This is a genomic window from Sporomusa sp., from assembly GCF_057736855.1.
Genome location: NZ_JBYKYF010000031.1, coordinates 1 through 16,184, shown reverse-complemented (window position 1 = coordinate 16,184; position 16,184 = coordinate 1). Strand labels below are relative to the sequence as shown.

At 44.4% G+C, this 16,184-nt stretch carries 15 protein-coding genes; 8 read left to right on the top strand and 7 right to left on the bottom strand.

Translation table 11 applies throughout. The features are described 5' to 3' along the window. On the bottom strand, window positions 1-736 hold a 736-nt coding region (locus tag AC29Z1_RS03735; RefSeq protein ID WP_488270120.1), incomplete at its 3' end, for a DUF7005 family protein. Window positions 737-1,100: 364 nt separating this feature from the next. Here AC29Z1_RS03735 and AC29Z1_RS03730 point away from each other — a divergent pair. The 6 genes from AC29Z1_RS03730 to AC29Z1_RS03705 all read left to right on the top strand — a co-directional run bounded on the left by AC29Z1_RS03730 (window position 1,101) and on the right by AC29Z1_RS03705 (window position 9,274). Continuing rightward, window positions 1,101-2,663 (top strand): sigma 54-interacting transcriptional regulator, encoded by a 1,563-nt coding sequence (locus tag AC29Z1_RS03730; RefSeq protein ID WP_488270119.1) that lies wholly within the window; start codon window positions 1,101-1,103, stop codon window positions 2,661-2,663. A gap of 184 nt (window positions 2,664-2,847) precedes the next feature. Next, complete coding sequence (locus AC29Z1_RS03725; protein ID WP_488270118.1) at window positions 2,848-4,224, top strand: tyrosine phenol-lyase; 1,377 nt, start codon at window positions 2,848-2,850, stop codon at window positions 4,222-4,224. Between the two features lie 130 nt (window positions 4,225-4,354). Next, on the top strand, window positions 4,355-4,741 hold the full coding sequence (locus AC29Z1_RS03720) for a RidA family protein (RefSeq protein WP_488270117.1): 387 nt from the start codon (window positions 4,355-4,357) through the stop codon (window positions 4,739-4,741). Window positions 4,742-4,782: 41 nt separating this feature from the next. Continuing rightward, window positions 4,783-6,198, top strand: a complete 1,416-nt coding sequence (locus tag AC29Z1_RS03715) for an amino acid permease (protein WP_488270116.1) — start codon at window positions 4,783-4,785, stop codon at window positions 6,196-6,198. A gap of 28 nt (window positions 6,199-6,226) precedes the next feature. Then, window positions 6,227-8,194 carry a methyl-accepting chemotaxis protein gene (locus tag AC29Z1_RS03710; protein WP_488270115.1) on the top strand — a complete coding sequence of 656 codons (1,968 nt, stop codon included), beginning with the start codon at window positions 6,227-6,229 and terminating at the stop codon, window positions 8,192-8,194. Window positions 8,195-8,308: 114 nt separating this feature from the next. Further along, window positions 8,309-9,274: a porin family protein gene (locus AC29Z1_RS03705; RefSeq protein ID WP_488270114.1), complete on the top strand. Its 966-nt coding sequence runs from the start codon at window positions 8,309-8,311 to the stop codon at window positions 9,272-9,274. Window positions 9,275-9,648: 374 nt separating this feature from the next. On the opposite strand, the gene AC29Z1_RS03700 is transcribed toward AC29Z1_RS03705, so the two are convergent. Next, window positions 9,649-9,825, bottom strand: coding sequence for a hypothetical protein (locus AC29Z1_RS03700; protein ID WP_488270113.1), 177 nt, complete (start codon window positions 9,823-9,825; stop codon window positions 9,649-9,651). A 20-nt stretch (window positions 9,826-9,845) separates the two neighbouring features. Between AC29Z1_RS03700 and AC29Z1_RS03695 the strand changes: the two genes are divergently transcribed. Beyond that, window positions 9,846-10,343, top strand: a complete 498-nt coding sequence (locus AC29Z1_RS03695; RefSeq protein ID WP_488270112.1) for a GNAT family N-acetyltransferase — start codon at window positions 9,846-9,848, stop codon at window positions 10,341-10,343. A gap of 181 nt (window positions 10,344-10,524) precedes the next feature. Here AC29Z1_RS03695 and AC29Z1_RS03690 read toward each other — a convergent pair whose 3' ends face one another. Next, entirely contained in the window at window positions 10,525-11,736 is a 1,212-nt protein-coding gene (locus AC29Z1_RS03690; RefSeq protein WP_488270111.1) for a GNAT family N-acetyltransferase, read from the bottom strand. Between the two features lie 252 nt (window positions 11,737-11,988). On the opposite strand from AC29Z1_RS03690, the gene AC29Z1_RS03685 reads away from it, so the two are divergent. Continuing rightward, window positions 11,989-12,201 carry a hypothetical protein gene (locus AC29Z1_RS03685; protein ID WP_488270110.1) on the top strand — a complete coding sequence of 71 codons (213 nt, stop codon included), beginning with the start codon at window positions 11,989-11,991 and terminating at the stop codon, window positions 12,199-12,201. A gap of 280 nt (window positions 12,202-12,481) precedes the next feature. Here AC29Z1_RS03685 and AC29Z1_RS03680 read toward each other — a convergent pair whose 3' ends face one another. From AC29Z1_RS03680 to AC29Z1_RS03665, 4 genes are all read right to left on the bottom strand, one after another. Next, window positions 12,482-13,054 carry a flavin reductase family protein gene (locus tag AC29Z1_RS03680; RefSeq protein WP_488270109.1) on the bottom strand — a complete coding sequence of 191 codons (573 nt, stop codon included), beginning with the start codon at window positions 13,052-13,054 and terminating at the stop codon, window positions 12,482-12,484. Window positions 13,055-13,233: 179 nt separating this feature from the next. Beyond that, on the bottom strand, window positions 13,234-15,063 hold the full coding sequence (gene glmS / locus AC29Z1_RS03675; protein WP_488270108.1) for a glutamine--fructose-6-phosphate transaminase (isomerizing): 1,830 nt from the start codon (window positions 15,061-15,063) through the stop codon (window positions 13,234-13,236). 119 nt (window positions 15,064-15,182) lie between these two features. Next, window positions 15,183-15,395 (bottom strand): hypothetical protein, encoded by a 213-nt coding sequence (locus AC29Z1_RS03670; protein WP_488270107.1) that lies wholly within the window; start codon window positions 15,393-15,395, stop codon window positions 15,183-15,185. Between the two features lie 109 nt (window positions 15,396-15,504). Then, window positions 15,505-16,184 (bottom strand): phosphohexomutase domain-containing protein (locus AC29Z1_RS03665; protein ID WP_488270106.1); only part of this gene is annotated, 680 nt, incomplete at its 5' end.

Below are 16,184 nucleotides of genomic sequence, written 5' to 3'. Positions count from 1 at the left end.
AGCCTAAATCCCCCTTGGCAAGTGGTAAAATTCCCTTGACTGCCAGCAGCATAAGCAGTTTCAGCCGCATCTCAGGAGCTGCCATAGCAGAATGCTGTTGCAAATAAGTATCCAATGCTGCTGTTGCCTGATGGATATAGCGGCAGGCGATGCTAAACTCCCGTTCAGATAGCCGCCGGCAATAGTAAGCCAGCCTTCCGCCGCAGTAATTTCCTGCTGTATCCAGACCAAAGAATTTATTCTGCAAACTGGCCCGAAAACAGCCGAAAGCCGCCAGTTGCCCCATGCAGTCGGCTATCAGCTCATCAAGCGGATGATTTTTCATACCACCAAATAATCGGAGTGTACAGTAATGGCTGCACTCATGCGCCAGCCTGATTGTCGCTGACTTCTCCAGCCATACTGCTTCAGACAGAGCCACCTCACTCGCCGGCAAACCGCAATAGCCGCCTTCAGACAGCAGCACCAGGCGATGCCCAACAATTGCCGGAGCTTTTGCACTAATCGTAAAAGCATTAATATTGTCAGGTAAAATCAGCGGCGCTACCCGGCCCGATATCATTTGCTCAAGCAGAATAAAATCGTGTTTTGCTGCCGTTGACAGCACAGGAATGTGACCAACAGGAGTAGCCGCTAAAAATAATTTCAACTCTTCCGGTCTCTGCCAGGCAAAGTTGGCAACAGGCAAAGCAAAACATGCTTCCAGTGCCGAAAGTACCCCCAGCCTAACTGCCATGTTACTGCACTGCCGCCACTGGGCAACATGTTCTTCATCGCCCTTTCATAGAACTTTATAATATTTTCCTTAGACATCTTTTTCCTCCTTTTAAGCCACTTGAAATAATAATTTATTAATTAATACGGATAAGCGGCAAAAGCATTACGCCCGTACTTTTCCAGTAAACTTTGTGTGTAGTGAACTGCTATCTGTTAAAAACTTAGCACACATACAATTGTCGTCAACTTAAAGACCACACAAGAACCAGCCTTCTGTATTTACTGTTAATTTATTTGCAACAAGTTATGTTGGTAAAGCTTGGAATATGGTATCATTAGAACATGAAGGGTATCATATGCTTTCTGTTACAGGAGGAATATTCGTGCACTTATGTATGCCTTGTACGGACAGAGTAGGTCTCTTGTTGGATGTTTCCCGGGTTTTTGCCGAATCCAGGATCAACATTTCTGCGGTTGAAGTGGAGCAAGGGGCTGTATATCTAAAATGCCAAACAGTGTATGCTGAACAAAAACAAGAACTAATAAATGCTTTGCAACAGATAGACGGTATACACAAAGTCATCGAGGTTTCTTATATGCCATCAAAGGAACGGGCTGAGCAACTGGACGCTATCCTAGCTTCCGTGCAGGACGGAGTTTTGGCAGTAAATGAGCTTGGAATTCTTAAACAATGCAACACCGCAGCAGCCAAAATCCTTGGACTGAATGACACTCAACTTGAACAGCCATTGCCCAGCCAGTTGGCAGAGAGTCTGTTTATTACCCGCACGTTGCAGGAGGGTCGCTCCTTCCGCAACCGGGAAGTATTCCTGGATAGCATGGATGGTTATTGTGTGGTCAGCACCCGGCCCTTGCGCAATGATACTTCAGGGGTAGTTGGTGCAGTCGTCATGCTGCGCGATAGTCGGGATGTCCGTGACATGATCCAAAAACTGACAGCTTCCCTACCTGTCACTTTTCAGGATATTTCGTGTGCCAGTCCGGCTATGAAAAAAGTGGTAGAGCTGGCGCAGCGGTATGCCGGTAGTTCTTCTACCGTACTTATTCGTGGCGAAACCGGTACTGGCAAAGAACTTTTTGCTAGGGCACTTCACAGTCATTCGCCACGCGCCAAAATGACCTTTCTGCCTGTCAACTGTGCCGCTATTCCAGAAACCCTGCTGGAAAGTGAATTGTTTGGTTATGAAGAAGGATCATTCACCGGAGCAGCCAAAGGCGGCAAACCCGGCTTGTTTGAACGAGCTAACGGCGGCACACTGTTTCTTGATGAGATCGGAGAAATATCGGTTTATCTCCAAGCAAAGCTGCTACGGGTACTCCAGGAAAAACGTGTTCGCCGATTAGGCGGTTCACGTGAACTACCAGTGGATGTACGTATTATCACGGCCACCAACCGCGACCTGGAAGATATGGTAGCCCGACAATTATTCCGAGAAGATCTATATTACCGTTTGAATGTGATTCCAATTTTTTTGCCGCCGTTAAGGGAACGTACGGAAGATATTCCTTTGCTGGCCGAACAGTTTCTTAAGCGGTTTGCCGCCAAACTGCAGTCGCCGGTATGTCGTTTTTCGACCGAAGCCATGGAGAAGTTAAAGGCCTATTCTTGGCCTGGGAATGTACGGGAACTAGAAAATATTATTGAACGGGCAGTTAATCTAGTAGATGGTCCGGAAATTCAGCCAGAGCATCTGCATATTGGCAAGAAGCCAGCAAACAACAGACCGTCAAAAGTACAATTTGAAACCTATCAGACGCTGGAAGAACGTATGGCTGAAGTAGAACGTGAGATTTTGCGGGAAACGATGAAACGATTTGGCTCCTCGCGGCGAGTCGGAGCGGTGTTAGGACTATCTCACACCGCGGTTATCAAGAAAATGAAAAAATATGGGTTATGGTCTGATAGTCCTAATAAAAGACAATAAGTTTCTGGTACAACTGTAAACATTAGGCAACACTGTAAACCGTCTTGTAAACAAAAGATTACAAAATAAGTGATTTTTCCCTATAAATCCTTCTTTTGGGAGTTGGCATGTATCTTGCAATATAACATCATTGAAGGCAAGTTGCTTCCAACCAACATGTTACATTTAGAAGGAGGATTTATTCATGGAAAAAAGAACTATCGCCGAACCATTTAAGATTAAGATGGTTGAACCTATCAAAATGACAACCCGGGCACAGCGGGAAGAAGCCATTAAGCAAGCCGGTTATAATACCTTTTTGCTTAATTCCAAAGATGTATATATTGACTTGCTCACCGACAGCGGCACTTCTGCCATGAGTGATAACCAATGGTCTGGTATGATGCTTGGCGATGAAGCCTATGCAGGCAGCATCAATTTCTATAACCTCCAGGAAGCTGTACGCGAGCTTTATGGCTTTAAATATGTAGTGCCAACCCACCAAGGGCGCGGTGCGGAAAATATTTTGTCCCGAATTGCCATTAAACCAGGTGACTGGGTTCCCGGCAATATGTACTTCACTACTACCCGGGCTCATCAGGAAATGAACGGAGCTAGCTTTTATGATGTAATCATTGATGAAGCACACGACTCTCAAGCCGACCATCCCTTCAAAGGCAATATTGATTTGAATAAATTCCAGAGCCTAATTGACCGTGTCGGCGCCGACAAAATTCCTTATATTTGCGTAGCTGTTACCGTTAATCTGGCTGGCGGCCAGCCTGTCAGCATGCAAAACCTGCGTGAAGTGTCTGCACTGGCACATAAGCATAATATCAAGGTTATGTTTGATGCTACCCGTTGTGTGGAAAATGCTTATTTCATCAAGGAACGCGAAGAAGGATATCAGGATAAGTCAATAGCCGCTATCCTGAAAGAAATGTTCAGCTATGGTGACGGTGCTACCATGAGCGGCAAGAAAGACTGCCTTGTCAATATTGGCGGTTTCCTGGCTCTTAATGACGAAGAACTGTATCAAAAAGCCACCGAACAAGTTGTTATTTTTGAAGGTATGCCCAGCTATGGCGGTCTTGCCGGGCGTGACATGGAAGCTATGGCTCGCGGTTTGTATGAATCGGTTGATTTCCATTATATACAGCATCGTATCGCCCAAGTCCGGTACTTGGGAGAAAAGCTGGAAAAAGCCGGTGTGCCAATAGTAAAACCCATTGGTGGTCATGCTGTATTCTTAGATGCCCGCAAGTTCCTGCCACATATTCCTCAGGATCAGTTCCCGGCCCAAATGTTAGCAGCCCAACTCTATCTGGAATCCGGCGTACGTAGCATGGAACGCGGTATCGTTTCGGCAGGCCGTGACAAAAATGGTAATCACCACTATCCTAAATTGGAGCTTGTCCGCTTAACCATTCCGCGTCGTGTTTACACTTATGCCCATATGGATGTTGTTGCTGAAGCGGTTATCGAATTGTATCAAAAACGCGATTCCATCAAAGGGTTGGAAATGATTTATGAACCACCGGTTTTACGTTTCTTCACCGCTCGTTTCAAACCGATTGAATAGTACTTTCGAGCCGAAGAAATTACGTACACTAACAAATAGGCCGAATAAGCTGTCATTACTTATTCGGCCTATTTTTCTAGTGTGAATTAACACGCAATACTTAATTTTCAATAAAAACGGAGGAATGCCTATGCAAAAAAAGGTGATTTATACCCATGACGCACCTGCCGCCATCGGCCCGTATTCACAAGCCATTGCCGCTCACAACCTGCTGTTTATCTCAGGCCAGTTGCCAGTCGATCCCCGTACCGGAGAAGTAGTGGCTGGAGGTGCTAAAGAGCAAGCGAAACAGGCGTTAGCCAATCTGCGAGCCATTCTCAAGGCCAGCGGTACAGATGTACATGCAGTAGTCAAAACCACAGTGTATCTAAAAGACTTAGCAGATTTTCAAGCTGTTAACGAAGTGTACGCCGAAGTTTTTACCAAACATTATCCAGCCCGCGCTTGTATACAGGTAGCAAAGTTGCCAAAAGACGTTCTGGTTGAAGTCGAGGCCATTGCCATCCTGGAAAATTAAGGTTTTATTACCTGATAAGAAAAACAAGGGAGAGATAATTGATGAGTATCTTTCGTACCAAAAGTATTGAATTATTAAAACAGGAGGCAAATAAGCACTCGCTTCGTAAATCATTAACTGCCATAGACGTTGTAATGCTTGGCATTGGGGTTATTATTGGTACTGGTATTTTTGTGCTTACAGGGGTGGCAGCGGCCAAATACGCTGGTCCCGGTCTTATGCTTTCGTTTGTACTAGCAGGTGTTACCTGCGCCTTTGTTTGTCTTGCATATTCAGAGCTGGCTTCAATGGTGCCGATTGCCGGCAGCGCCTATACGTATACATATACATCGCTCGGCGAATTTATTGCCTGGATGGTAGGATGGAATCTCATTCTGGAATACTCCGTCGGCGCCAGTGCCGTAGCTGGCGGTTGGTCGGCCTATACGGTCGGCATTCTAAAGTCGGCAGGCATTGAAGTGCCCAAGGCCCTGACAGCCGTACCTGCCGATGGCGGTATTGTCAATTTACCTGCTGTCCTTATTACCCTATTCCTGACTTTCCTGTTAGTAAAGGGTGTAAGAGAAAGTGCTAATGTTAACCGTCTGCTGGTTGCGGTAAAGCTTGGCGCCATTTTCCTGTTCATCTTCTTGGCCGGACCCAAAGTCAATGTCGCCAATTGGGAGCCATTTTTGCCATTTGGCTGGGCTGGTGTATCTGCCGGAGCCGCATTTATCTTTTTTGCTTATCTTGGTGTGGATTCCATTGCCACGGCTGCCGAAGAAACTAAAAACCCCAGCCGTGATATGCCAATAGGCATCATCGGTTCACTAGCCGTTTGCACTGTCTTATATATCTCGGTTACAGGCATCCTAACAGGTGTTGTCCCCTATGACCAGTTGAATACCGCCGAACCTGTTTCTTATGTGTTAAGAACCATTGGCTATAATTTTGGCTCAGCGCTTGTGGGAACCGGCGCCGTTGCTGGACTGTCAACCGTACTATTGGTTATGATCTATGCTCAGACCCGTGCTTTTTTTGCCATGTCACGAGATGGTCTGATTCCGTCAAAAGTCTGCAAAATTCATCCTAAATACGGTACGCCGCATATTATCACCGTAATTGTTGGCCTAGCTGTTGCTTTTATCTCCGGCTTTACCCCCATCCATATTGTAGCCGAAATGTGCAGTATTGGCACCCTGTTTGCATTTATAATTGCGATGATTGGTGTTATGGTGATGCGTAAAACCAAGCCTGACGCCGAACGTCCTTTCCGCTGCCCTGCACTTAGCTTTGTTGCTGTTTGCGCCATCCTTTTCTGTCTCTATATCATGATTAACCTGGCCACTGGCACCTGGATCCGGTTTGTAGTCTGGAGTTGCATTGGTATCGCCATCTACTTCCTATACGGACGTTCACACAGTGTGTTAAATAAGGCCAGTGAACCAATCGACGAAACCAAAAATATATGGACGTAAGGCGGCTGTTAATCCTGGAGGTCTCTCAATGAAGATACGGGAAAAGCTAATTATACTATTTTCCGGGATAACGGCAATGGTAGTCTTGACTGTCTCGCTTTCAGCTTATTATTATACCCGGCACACGGTGGTTAACAGTATCGAATCAGCAATGAGCGCCGTGGTAAGTAATGAAGTACAAGCTATTGATAGTTGGTTGAGTAAAAAAACCAAGGTTCTGGAAAACACAGCCAACCTGATTAACAAGACGGTTGCCGTCGGCGATATTCCGGTTAGTTACCTTCAGGTAGCTGAAACTGATAAGGATATAAGGATTTCCTATATAGGCTTCAGCGACGGCCGATTTATGAATAGCAAAGGCGAAATCCCGTCGGCTGGTTATGATCCACGAACCCGAAGCTGGTATAAGCAAGCTTTAGAGACAACAGAGGCAATCTATAGTGAACCTTATATTGATGATTATTTAAAAGACTATGTTGTCTCAATTGCCATCCAGTTAAGAGATGAAAATGGAAATATTCGCGGCGTACTAGGACAGGACATTCATTTGGTTACCTTGTCCAACATTGCTCAAAACGTCAACTTGCATGGTAAGGGCTATGGTTTTATTGTCGATAGCAACGGTGTACTACTGGCTCATCCTAACAAGGAATTGCTGTCAAAAAAATTATCAGAAATACCGGCACTTTCTAAGCTAGCAGCCAACATGCTGGTACAGGATTATGGCATTGAAACCTACAGGGATAATGGTATTTCCAAAATCATGCTATACAAAAAAATTCCTTCTACCGGCTGGGTGATGGGTATTACCGTGCCGGAAGAAGAAGCCTATGCCGAATTATCCCAGCTCCGGCTCAAAATTATTATAGTAAATATAGCAGCCATCTTTTTAGTTGCCATAGTAGCATATTTCATTGCTGGTAAAATTACCAGGGTGCTGAACAGACTTGCTGACAATGCTAGAAAATTCGCCACTGGAAACCTGACTGTTACCATGGATGTTACTGGCAACGATGAAATAGCGGTAGTGGCTGCAGCCTTTAACCAGATGGGCGCAAGTTTGCGTACCCTAATTAGGGAGATCCATTCCTTAGCCCATGCAGTGAATACGACAGCCGGGAATATACAGGTATCGGCTCGAAAAGCCACTGATATTGCCGAGCAAATTGCAATTACTGTTGATGAACTGGCGACCAGTGCCGGTACTCACTCCGAGTCGGTACAGCAAGGAGCGCAATTAGTTGAAGAAGTGAACAAAGCCATAACTCTAGTAACTGAAGCTGCTGCTGAATCAGCCAATATGGCGGCAAAGGTGGAGGATTTTGTCGCCAAAGGCTACCAGGCTGTAACCAACCAGATGGAATTAATGCATAGGAGTAAAGCGGCAACTAGCGGAGTAGGACAAGCCATCACCGAACTTGCAGATAATTCTCAGAAAATAGGACAAATCGTAGAAGTGATAACAAGTATTGCCGGACAGACCAATCTATTAGCCTTGAATGCGGCCATTGAAGCCGCAAGAGCTGGTGAACAAGGACGCGGTTTTGCTGTCGTAGCTGAAGAAGTGCGCAAGCTGGCAGAGCAATCGGCTGCATCCAGCCGCCAAATTGCCGATTTAATCCGGGAAATTCAATTGGGGACCGACCGGGCAGTCAAGGAGATCAGCATGACGGAAACAACTGTTACTGAGCAGGAACAGGCTTTAACACACTTGACAGAACAATTTAACGATATTAAACATGCGATAGCAAATATGGCCACAAGAATTCAGCAAGTAGCCTCAGGCACCCAAGCGATAAACGCCGAAGCTCTGCAGGTTGGAAACCTAATTACTGATATTGCGGCTGCCTCTGAGGAAAGTGCTGCATCAACAGAAGAAGTGGCGGCAGCGACTAATGAACAACAAAACAGACTGGCAGAAATAGTCACCCAAGCTGACACTTTGCTGGCAAAAGCTAAACAACTAACATCTGAGGCTGAACAGTTTACTCTTTAAACAACTTTAGCACCATTCATTTGAGGTAAGCGCTATATAATAACGCTGTCTTAATGCAATATTACTAAAAGACGGCAGAAGATTATAAAAATTCGTCAAAGGAGGATTACGGTAATGAAAAAAGCTGTTGCTACGTCCCTCGCAGCCGTGATGCTGTTAAGCACCGGCACGGCTGCGGCTGCCTCATTTCCCGAGTTCAAATTCAGTGGTGATGTGAAGTTCCACTATCGTTGGCAAACGGCTGATGGTGAACCTGATACGGAAGGCGGCAAATTCTGGTTTCGCTTAAACGCTACTTCGGAAGTAGCAAAAAATCTCACTTTTTATACTCGGTTAACCACCCAGTATCTTAGCGGTGATAATATCGGCGCCGACTTTGATCAGGACCATTATCATACTGATCATGCCACAACATTGGATCGCATTGGTTTCATTCTCAAAGGTAAAAACTTTGACTATACCCTTGGACGCCAGGATGTATTCTTAGGCCAAGGCCTACTAATGGACTCCACCGGTTATTTAGGTACTAACAGAGGAGCCATTGACGGCCTTACTGCCACCGGCAAAATCGGTAGCACCAACCTTACATTTGTGGCCGGACAGGCTTGGATGGATGGTGATGAAGCAAGAGTTTATGCGGTTGATGCTTCCTACACCCCGGTAACAGACTGGAAACTGGGCGCCACTGTCGCCCGGGTTACAGACCGCAATCCAGGCGAAGATAGCACACACTACGGTATAAATGCCGCCTATACAGCAGGCAAGGTCACCTATTTCGGTGAATACGGCAAGTCCAATGCCGACTCTCACAATAAAGGCTATGCGCTTGGCGTAAACTACGGTTTTGATAAGAAAAACTCCGTATTTGCCATTTACAACCGGGTAGAAGGCAATGCTGATCTTATTGCCAATACAACTACCTATGACAACAATGGCAAAGGTATGTACTACGGCTTCTCCCATAAACTTAAAGACGACACAACCTTAGACCTGTTCTACAAAGATATGAAATATATTAGTGGCGCCGATGCTGGCAATGCTTATACTTCCCTCCGTACCACTATTACCTACAAATTCTAAGTCCTTCAAAAAACGCTGACTTCGGTCAGCGTTTTTTGGTGGCTAATGAAGGTATTTCTTACATCATCATTGTTTACCCCATCTAATCTCACGCCATCTGGAGAGGCAAATAATAAAAGTCCCGTATCACAGGACAAGGAAAGACTACGATACGGGACTTTGTAAGTTATTTACTGTTTTCGGTTAACAAAAACGGCGACGCCAATATCTACAACGTTGCTTGATCCTGCAATAATGGCAAAGACATCCACCGAATCCTGCCAGATGATAGTGTCCTAAGTAAAATAAAGGCTTAGAGCTATAACCATCGTAAAGGCCGCAATAGCCTCCGGCCTCTAGAAATCTGCTATATGCACTCATGCAAACCTCTCCTTTTATTTCTTCTCTGTATAGTATGAGTTATCTTGTTTTTTTGCTCTTACCCTTGAAATGAAAGACCCAGTACGTTTTATTTTTTGTTCTAACATGATATAATTTTTATCAATAGTATCGGTTGATTGACCAAAGATGTTCAAAGCACCGTTGTTCTTCGGTGCTTTTTTATTATCCATATTTAAGGAGGAATTCTAGCATGGAGAAATACTGTTTTCATGAAATGGATGAAAAATACCTCGATGAGGTGCTACAAATTTATACACATTATGTGTTGCATAGCACCGCGACATTTCATGCCCGACCACTAACCCGCCAAGAGATGAGAGAGCTAGTATTTTTTGCTAGCGAGAAATATAAAACTTTTGTAATCTGCGAAGACGAGCAAGTATGTGGTTATGTTCTTATAACTCAGCACAAAAACCGAGAAGCATATGATAGTACTGCCGAAGTTACAGTATATTTAAAACCTAGTCATGTAGGCCATGGTATCGGCAGCATGGCAGTAAAATATATAGAGGAGTATGCGAAAAGCCAAGGATTGCACGTACTCGTTGCCACCATATGCGGCGAAAATACAGCCAGTATCAGACTATTTGAAAAGAACGGATATACCAAATGTGCACATTACAAAGAGGTAGGACAAAAATTTGGGAAATTTCTTGATGTTGTTGCCTATCAAAAAATACTTTCCTAATTGTTGCTAAACCTATATTCCAAGACGTCAATAATGAATCATTTATCCTTATATAAAAAATATAAAGAAAAGCCGGTTACCGTGATGTCTTACACCGTAACCGGCAATTTTTATGCCATTACTTAGGTACTATCCATAACCCGCCTAAGGGTGCTCATTACTGCAAGCACCTTATTCTTGCTTAAAAATAATCCGAGAAATAGGGTGCCTGTTGTTCAATGGCATCTTCCAGCATATCCACCGTGTCGGAACTGCATACAATACGTCCAATCTTATGCAGATAATTGGGCCGCTTGTATCCTAGCAGCATGGTGGTCATTGTTTGGATATTTATCCTGGAACTACTGCGCGCAGGCGTACGGACAACTTCGCCTTGCCCTTCCGGCGAAATGCGCAAGGTAAAGGTTCCCTGGTTCCAGGAGAGCAGTGGATCATCCAGCGTAAACGTCCATTCTCGTTCTTTTGCAGCCGGTTTAAAGGGATATTGCTCAATAAACTGCTTCAAATCCACAATACGTCCCATGTAATAAGGAGAAATAATTTCCTTGATCTCTGCGTCTTCAAGCAAAAACGCCAGCGGCTCATCGGTGTGAATATTGCCGATAACCTTGGAGATCATGGAAAAATGGGCGCTGATAAAATTCCAAAGACCACTGCGAGCTTCTTCATTTACAAAAATCATATCCTTGATGTGAAAAATATCGTCCGCAATCCAGTACAAAACATAACCGTCCGGCTCCCCTTCTTCATTGTAATACACAGCGGCCATCAGATCATCCTGATCCCACAGCCAATATTCATTCCAGGCCAGCTCATCACGCAGCATGGCCCCATGGGTTTGGAGCGCAAAACGTTCATACGCTTTTTTTACCGCATCACTTTCCGGATCAACTCGCTCGACTTCGCCGGCCACCTGTTTAATCTTGGGTAATTGGTAATCCTTTACTTCGAAAACAATTTTATCTGAAATAATTTCCCAGCCCTTTCGGCGATAGTAAGGAATGGAATATGGATACAGGTAGGAAATCGATTGTTTGTTCTCTCGCATTCTTTCCAGTGCCTTATACAGCAATTTGTGCATTAAACCTTGGTTAGAGTATTCGGGGAAGGTACCTACACCGGTAAGTCCGCCCATATCGTACGTTTTATTGAAGATCCTTACCTTAAAAGGATATACAGCTACCTGAGATACTAACTTATCGCCGTCAAACCAACCCCAGACCTCTGCCTGTTCCAAAGCCGGCGACTTGGCATGAACAATATCCCGTTCTTCCCAGCCGACCTTATGAAGATCATGATCGGTTACTTGAAAAACATACCGCAGCAGTTGGTTATATTGTTCAAGATGCTCTAGTCCCACCTTTTTCATTTTCAACTGTTTTCTCCGGCTCATACAGATCTCCTTTCACAGAAAACTTACCTGAAGTCGTTACATCTTTTCTTCTAAATCCACATAGTTCAGCGAATCTGGGATGATTGAAAGTGTATAATCTCCTTTTTAGTTATAGCCCTATGGCCCCTTAATTAATCTGGGTAAATTTCTAATGAAACAAACGCCTGACCGTACCTTAAATTTAAAAAATAATATCAAATATAAGAATGAATATGACAGTTGATGGTAATCCTTATCATAGGAGGGATTACTATGCCAGAGGAATATAACCAAAAAACAGAGTTGGATGAATCATTATCAAGTAACCACACGGGTATTGCCGATTTTGGAATGCCGCAACAAGGGCAAGGACATTATGAAGATTTTACTGCCCAAAATGTTGCAGAATTGTTTGGACAAATCGGCGGCTCAAAATTCAAAAGGGTAATGGAAATGGCCAAAACCCAGATGGGCAAAAATCACTAACTAAGTGATAAGCTAAGGGCTTTGCCGCTGTATTCCCCCCTCTTCAAAGTCTCTCTAGTTTAAGAAAAAATAAACTACCTAAAGTTGGCTACTTTTACTCATCACTTGGCGGCAGCTTGGGAGTAAAAAGATTTACAAACATAAATAGCCTGGGACTCGGCAAATGCCAAGTCCCAGGCTATTTATGTTAATCAGTACTGTGTTTGTAAACAATATTTTGATGGTTATTTTCAACTATAGATTGATCAGTAGTCGCCAGCATGTTTTTCTTATCTGTCAATTACTTTTTTAATTGTAGACCCACAGAAAATGCCTGCCCCACTTCCGCCCCTATAGCAAAGTAGGTTCTGTCCGCAGGACTATAGGAAATAGGATTTACTTTGGACATACTTGGCAGACCGTTTTCTCCCAGTACAGACTCGTCGGCTTTTACGTCTACGATTTTTCCGATAAACTGGGTATGCAGCCCAAGTTCCACGGTTTGCACCAGTTCGCACTCCAAAATCAGCGGACACTCCGCAACATACGGCGCGTCAACCAAGTCACTTTTCACAGCAGTCAGATTAGCGCCAGCAAACTTATCCGTATTTTTTCCGCTGACTATGCCGGCATAATCAGCCTCCACTACTTGAGCGGCTGATGGTATGCTGACAGTAAACGCTTTGCGCTTTAATATATTATCGTAGGATGCACGGACTTTTTGCAAAGACACCGTCACACAAGGCGGCTCAGAACAACAAATACCGCCCCAGGCAGCGGTCATAATATTGGGCTCACCGTTTTCCCCATATGATCCTATTAGCCATACAGGCGTGGGCATTGCAAAGGTTTTTGCTCCTATTGATTTTTTCATGACACCACTTCCCTTTCTTATTCTTCTTTTATCTATTATAACAATAAATGCCTATCAATAATTTGGCAATATGAACTTTTTGCTTTTAAGTATTTGTTTTGTTGATCTATATGCCAATCAAAACCATTAAAAAGCCTCTTCCATAACATGGCTTGTTACAGAAGAGGCTTTACTATTCTTTACTCCACAGTCACACTCTTAGCCAGATTTCTCGGCTTATCAACATCGCAACCGCGAGTTACAGCCGCGTAGTAGGCTAACAGTTGCAGCGGAATTACTGAGAGAATCGGGGTCAGGAATTTGTCGGTAGCAGGAATATAAATGGTATGATCAACATATTTGGCTATTTCTTTGTCACCTTTGAGGCCAATGCCGATAACCACCGCATCACGGGCTTTTACTTCTTTGATGTTACTGAGCATTTTCTCATAAACATCTGCCTGCGTAGCTAAGGCGATAACCGGTACTCCCTCAATGATGAGAGCCAGTGTGCCGTGTTTGAGTTCGCCGGCAGCATAAGCTTCGGCATGGATATAGGATATTTCTTTAAGCTTGAGGGAACCCTCTAAAGCTACTGCATAGTCTAAAGAACGTCCAATGAAAAATACATCGTCTTCAAATCCATACTGCTGAGCAAAGGTTTTGATTGGCTCAACATCCTCTAAGAGCTCATGAATCTGATTAGGCAAATTCCTAAGTTCCTGGCAGAGTTCCCGTACCTTTGCCTGTGCCAGGGTGCCCTTGAGTAAACCCATATAAATGGCCAGTAAGGCCATTACAACAAGCTGGGTAGTATAGGCTTTGGTAGAGGCAACAGCAATCTCCGGACCGGCCCAAGTATAAATCACCTGATCAGATTCACGGGCGATCGATGAACCGACAACATTGGTTATGGCCAGTGTGCGGGAACCTAAGTTCTTAGCTTCTTTGAGGGCAGCTAACGTATCTAGTGTCTCGCCAGATTGGCTAATGATAATGGTTAAGGTTTGATCATCAATGAGAGGGGAACGGTAACGGAATTCTGAGGCTACATCGACCTCTACCGGAATGCGGGCCAGGTTTTCAATCAGATATTTACCGACAATCCCAGCATGGTAGGCTGTACCGCAGGCGACAATGGCAATTTTTTTGATACCGGCAACATCTTCTTGCGTCCACTTAAGTTCGTCAAAAATTACCCCGTTATCATCTTTGGCCAGACGGCCAGTCATCGTTTCCCTTACAGCCTTTGGCTGTTCATAAATTTCTTTAATCATGAAATGCTCATAACCGCCTCTTTCGGCAGCTTCGGCATCCCATTTCACTTCAAATACTTTTTTGGTAACAGGTACGCCTTGGCGATTCATGACCCAAACAGAATCTTTAGTCACTATGGCCATTTCGCCATCATTGAGAATGTAGGTTTTACGGGTGCGATTAATAATGGCCGGAATGTCGGAAGCAATAAAGTTCTCGCCTTCCCCCAGACCAATAACCAGCGGATTGTCTTGTTTCGTGCAGATAAGTTTGTCTGGTTCATCCTTGCACATGAACACCAAGGCGTAGGAACCTTCAATTTGCGCTAATACTTGTTTTACAGCCGCCTCGAAATCGCCCTGATAGCAGTCTTCAATAAGATGAGCTACTACCTCGGTGTCGGTTTCGGAGGTAAAGGTATGTCCCTTGGCAATAAGCTGTTCTTTAAGGTGCAGGTAGTTTTCGATAATCCCGTTATGAACAACCACAAATTTTCCGGTACAATCCGTGTGAGGATGAGAGTTAGCGTCAGAAGGGCGACCATGGGTAGCCCAACGGGTATGACCAATACCAAGCTGGCCTTTAAGTGGACGATTTTCGATTTTTTTCACAAGTATGTTCAATCGACCCACGCTTTTATCCACATGGATTTCTTGGCCGTCAAATACGGCAATTCCGGCAGAGTCATAGCCGCGGTACTCCAGTTTGCTCAGACCTTCCAACAGAAAAGGTGCGGCCTGATTAGGTCCGATATAGCCTACGATACCACACATATATATAAACCTCCTAAATATCAAATAAGACTGAAATTGTCACCGCACGCCCGCAATGACAAGGTTTTAATAATCACCGCCAAAAATTTTACCAGGCAGTCTTGCTTTTCTTTTTTTATCTACGTTCCAATTGATTTTCCTGCACACCGCCGTTTTGTTCCGCAGGTCACCCTGCGGTTTTGTCGGACGGCTAACGACTGCAGGAGCCGAGAGGTACCCGCTGACTGCTCGATAAACCTCTTCCTCGTCTGCTTGGAAAATATCCAAGCACCAGCGCTTTTTTCATTAGTTTCTGTCAAACTGATAATATTATCCGACCCAAACCTACTCATTCTCACCTCCTACTAATACTATCTAACATATGCAAGGGAGCACTAAATAGTGCTCCCTTGCTATGCTTTATCTCATTGTAATATAGTTTACTATATTGGTCAATAACGTTTACGATTGTTCTTGCTCAATTACTTTAGCAATAGTAGCTACAATCCGTTCCAAATCAGACAGTGATGGACCTTCAGCCATTACCCGGATAAGCGGTTCGGTACCAGAAGGTCGTACTAGTATCCGGCCATTGTCCCCTAATTCTTCTTCCCCGTTTTTGATGGCCGCAGCGATGTTGGCATTGGTTTCCCAGCCTTCTTTGCTCTTAACTCTGACATTAACCAACAGTTGTGGGAATTTGGTCATAACCTGAGATAGTTCTGACATTTTTTTGCCGCTTTGTTTTAACGCAGCCGCTAGCTTTAGAGCAGTAATCAGGCCATCACCCGTTGTACTGTGTTGACTAAAAATAATATGTCCTGATTGCTCACCGCCAAGTACTAGGTTATGTTTCAGCATAGCTTCCAACACATACCGGTCGCCCACTGGGGTAACAAGCACTTTGCCACCGGCATTTTTCATCGCCTGATGCAAACCAAGATTGCTCATAACGGTAGCTACCAGCGTTTTTTCCGGCAACGTATTTTGTCTAAGCATTTCCAGCGCACAGATCAGCATGATCTGATCACCGTCAACAGTTACACCATTTTCATCAATAGCCAAACAGCGATCGGCATCGCCATCATGGGCCAGACCTAAGTGAGCCTTGTGCTGTACTACAGCTTTCTGCAATTGCTCCA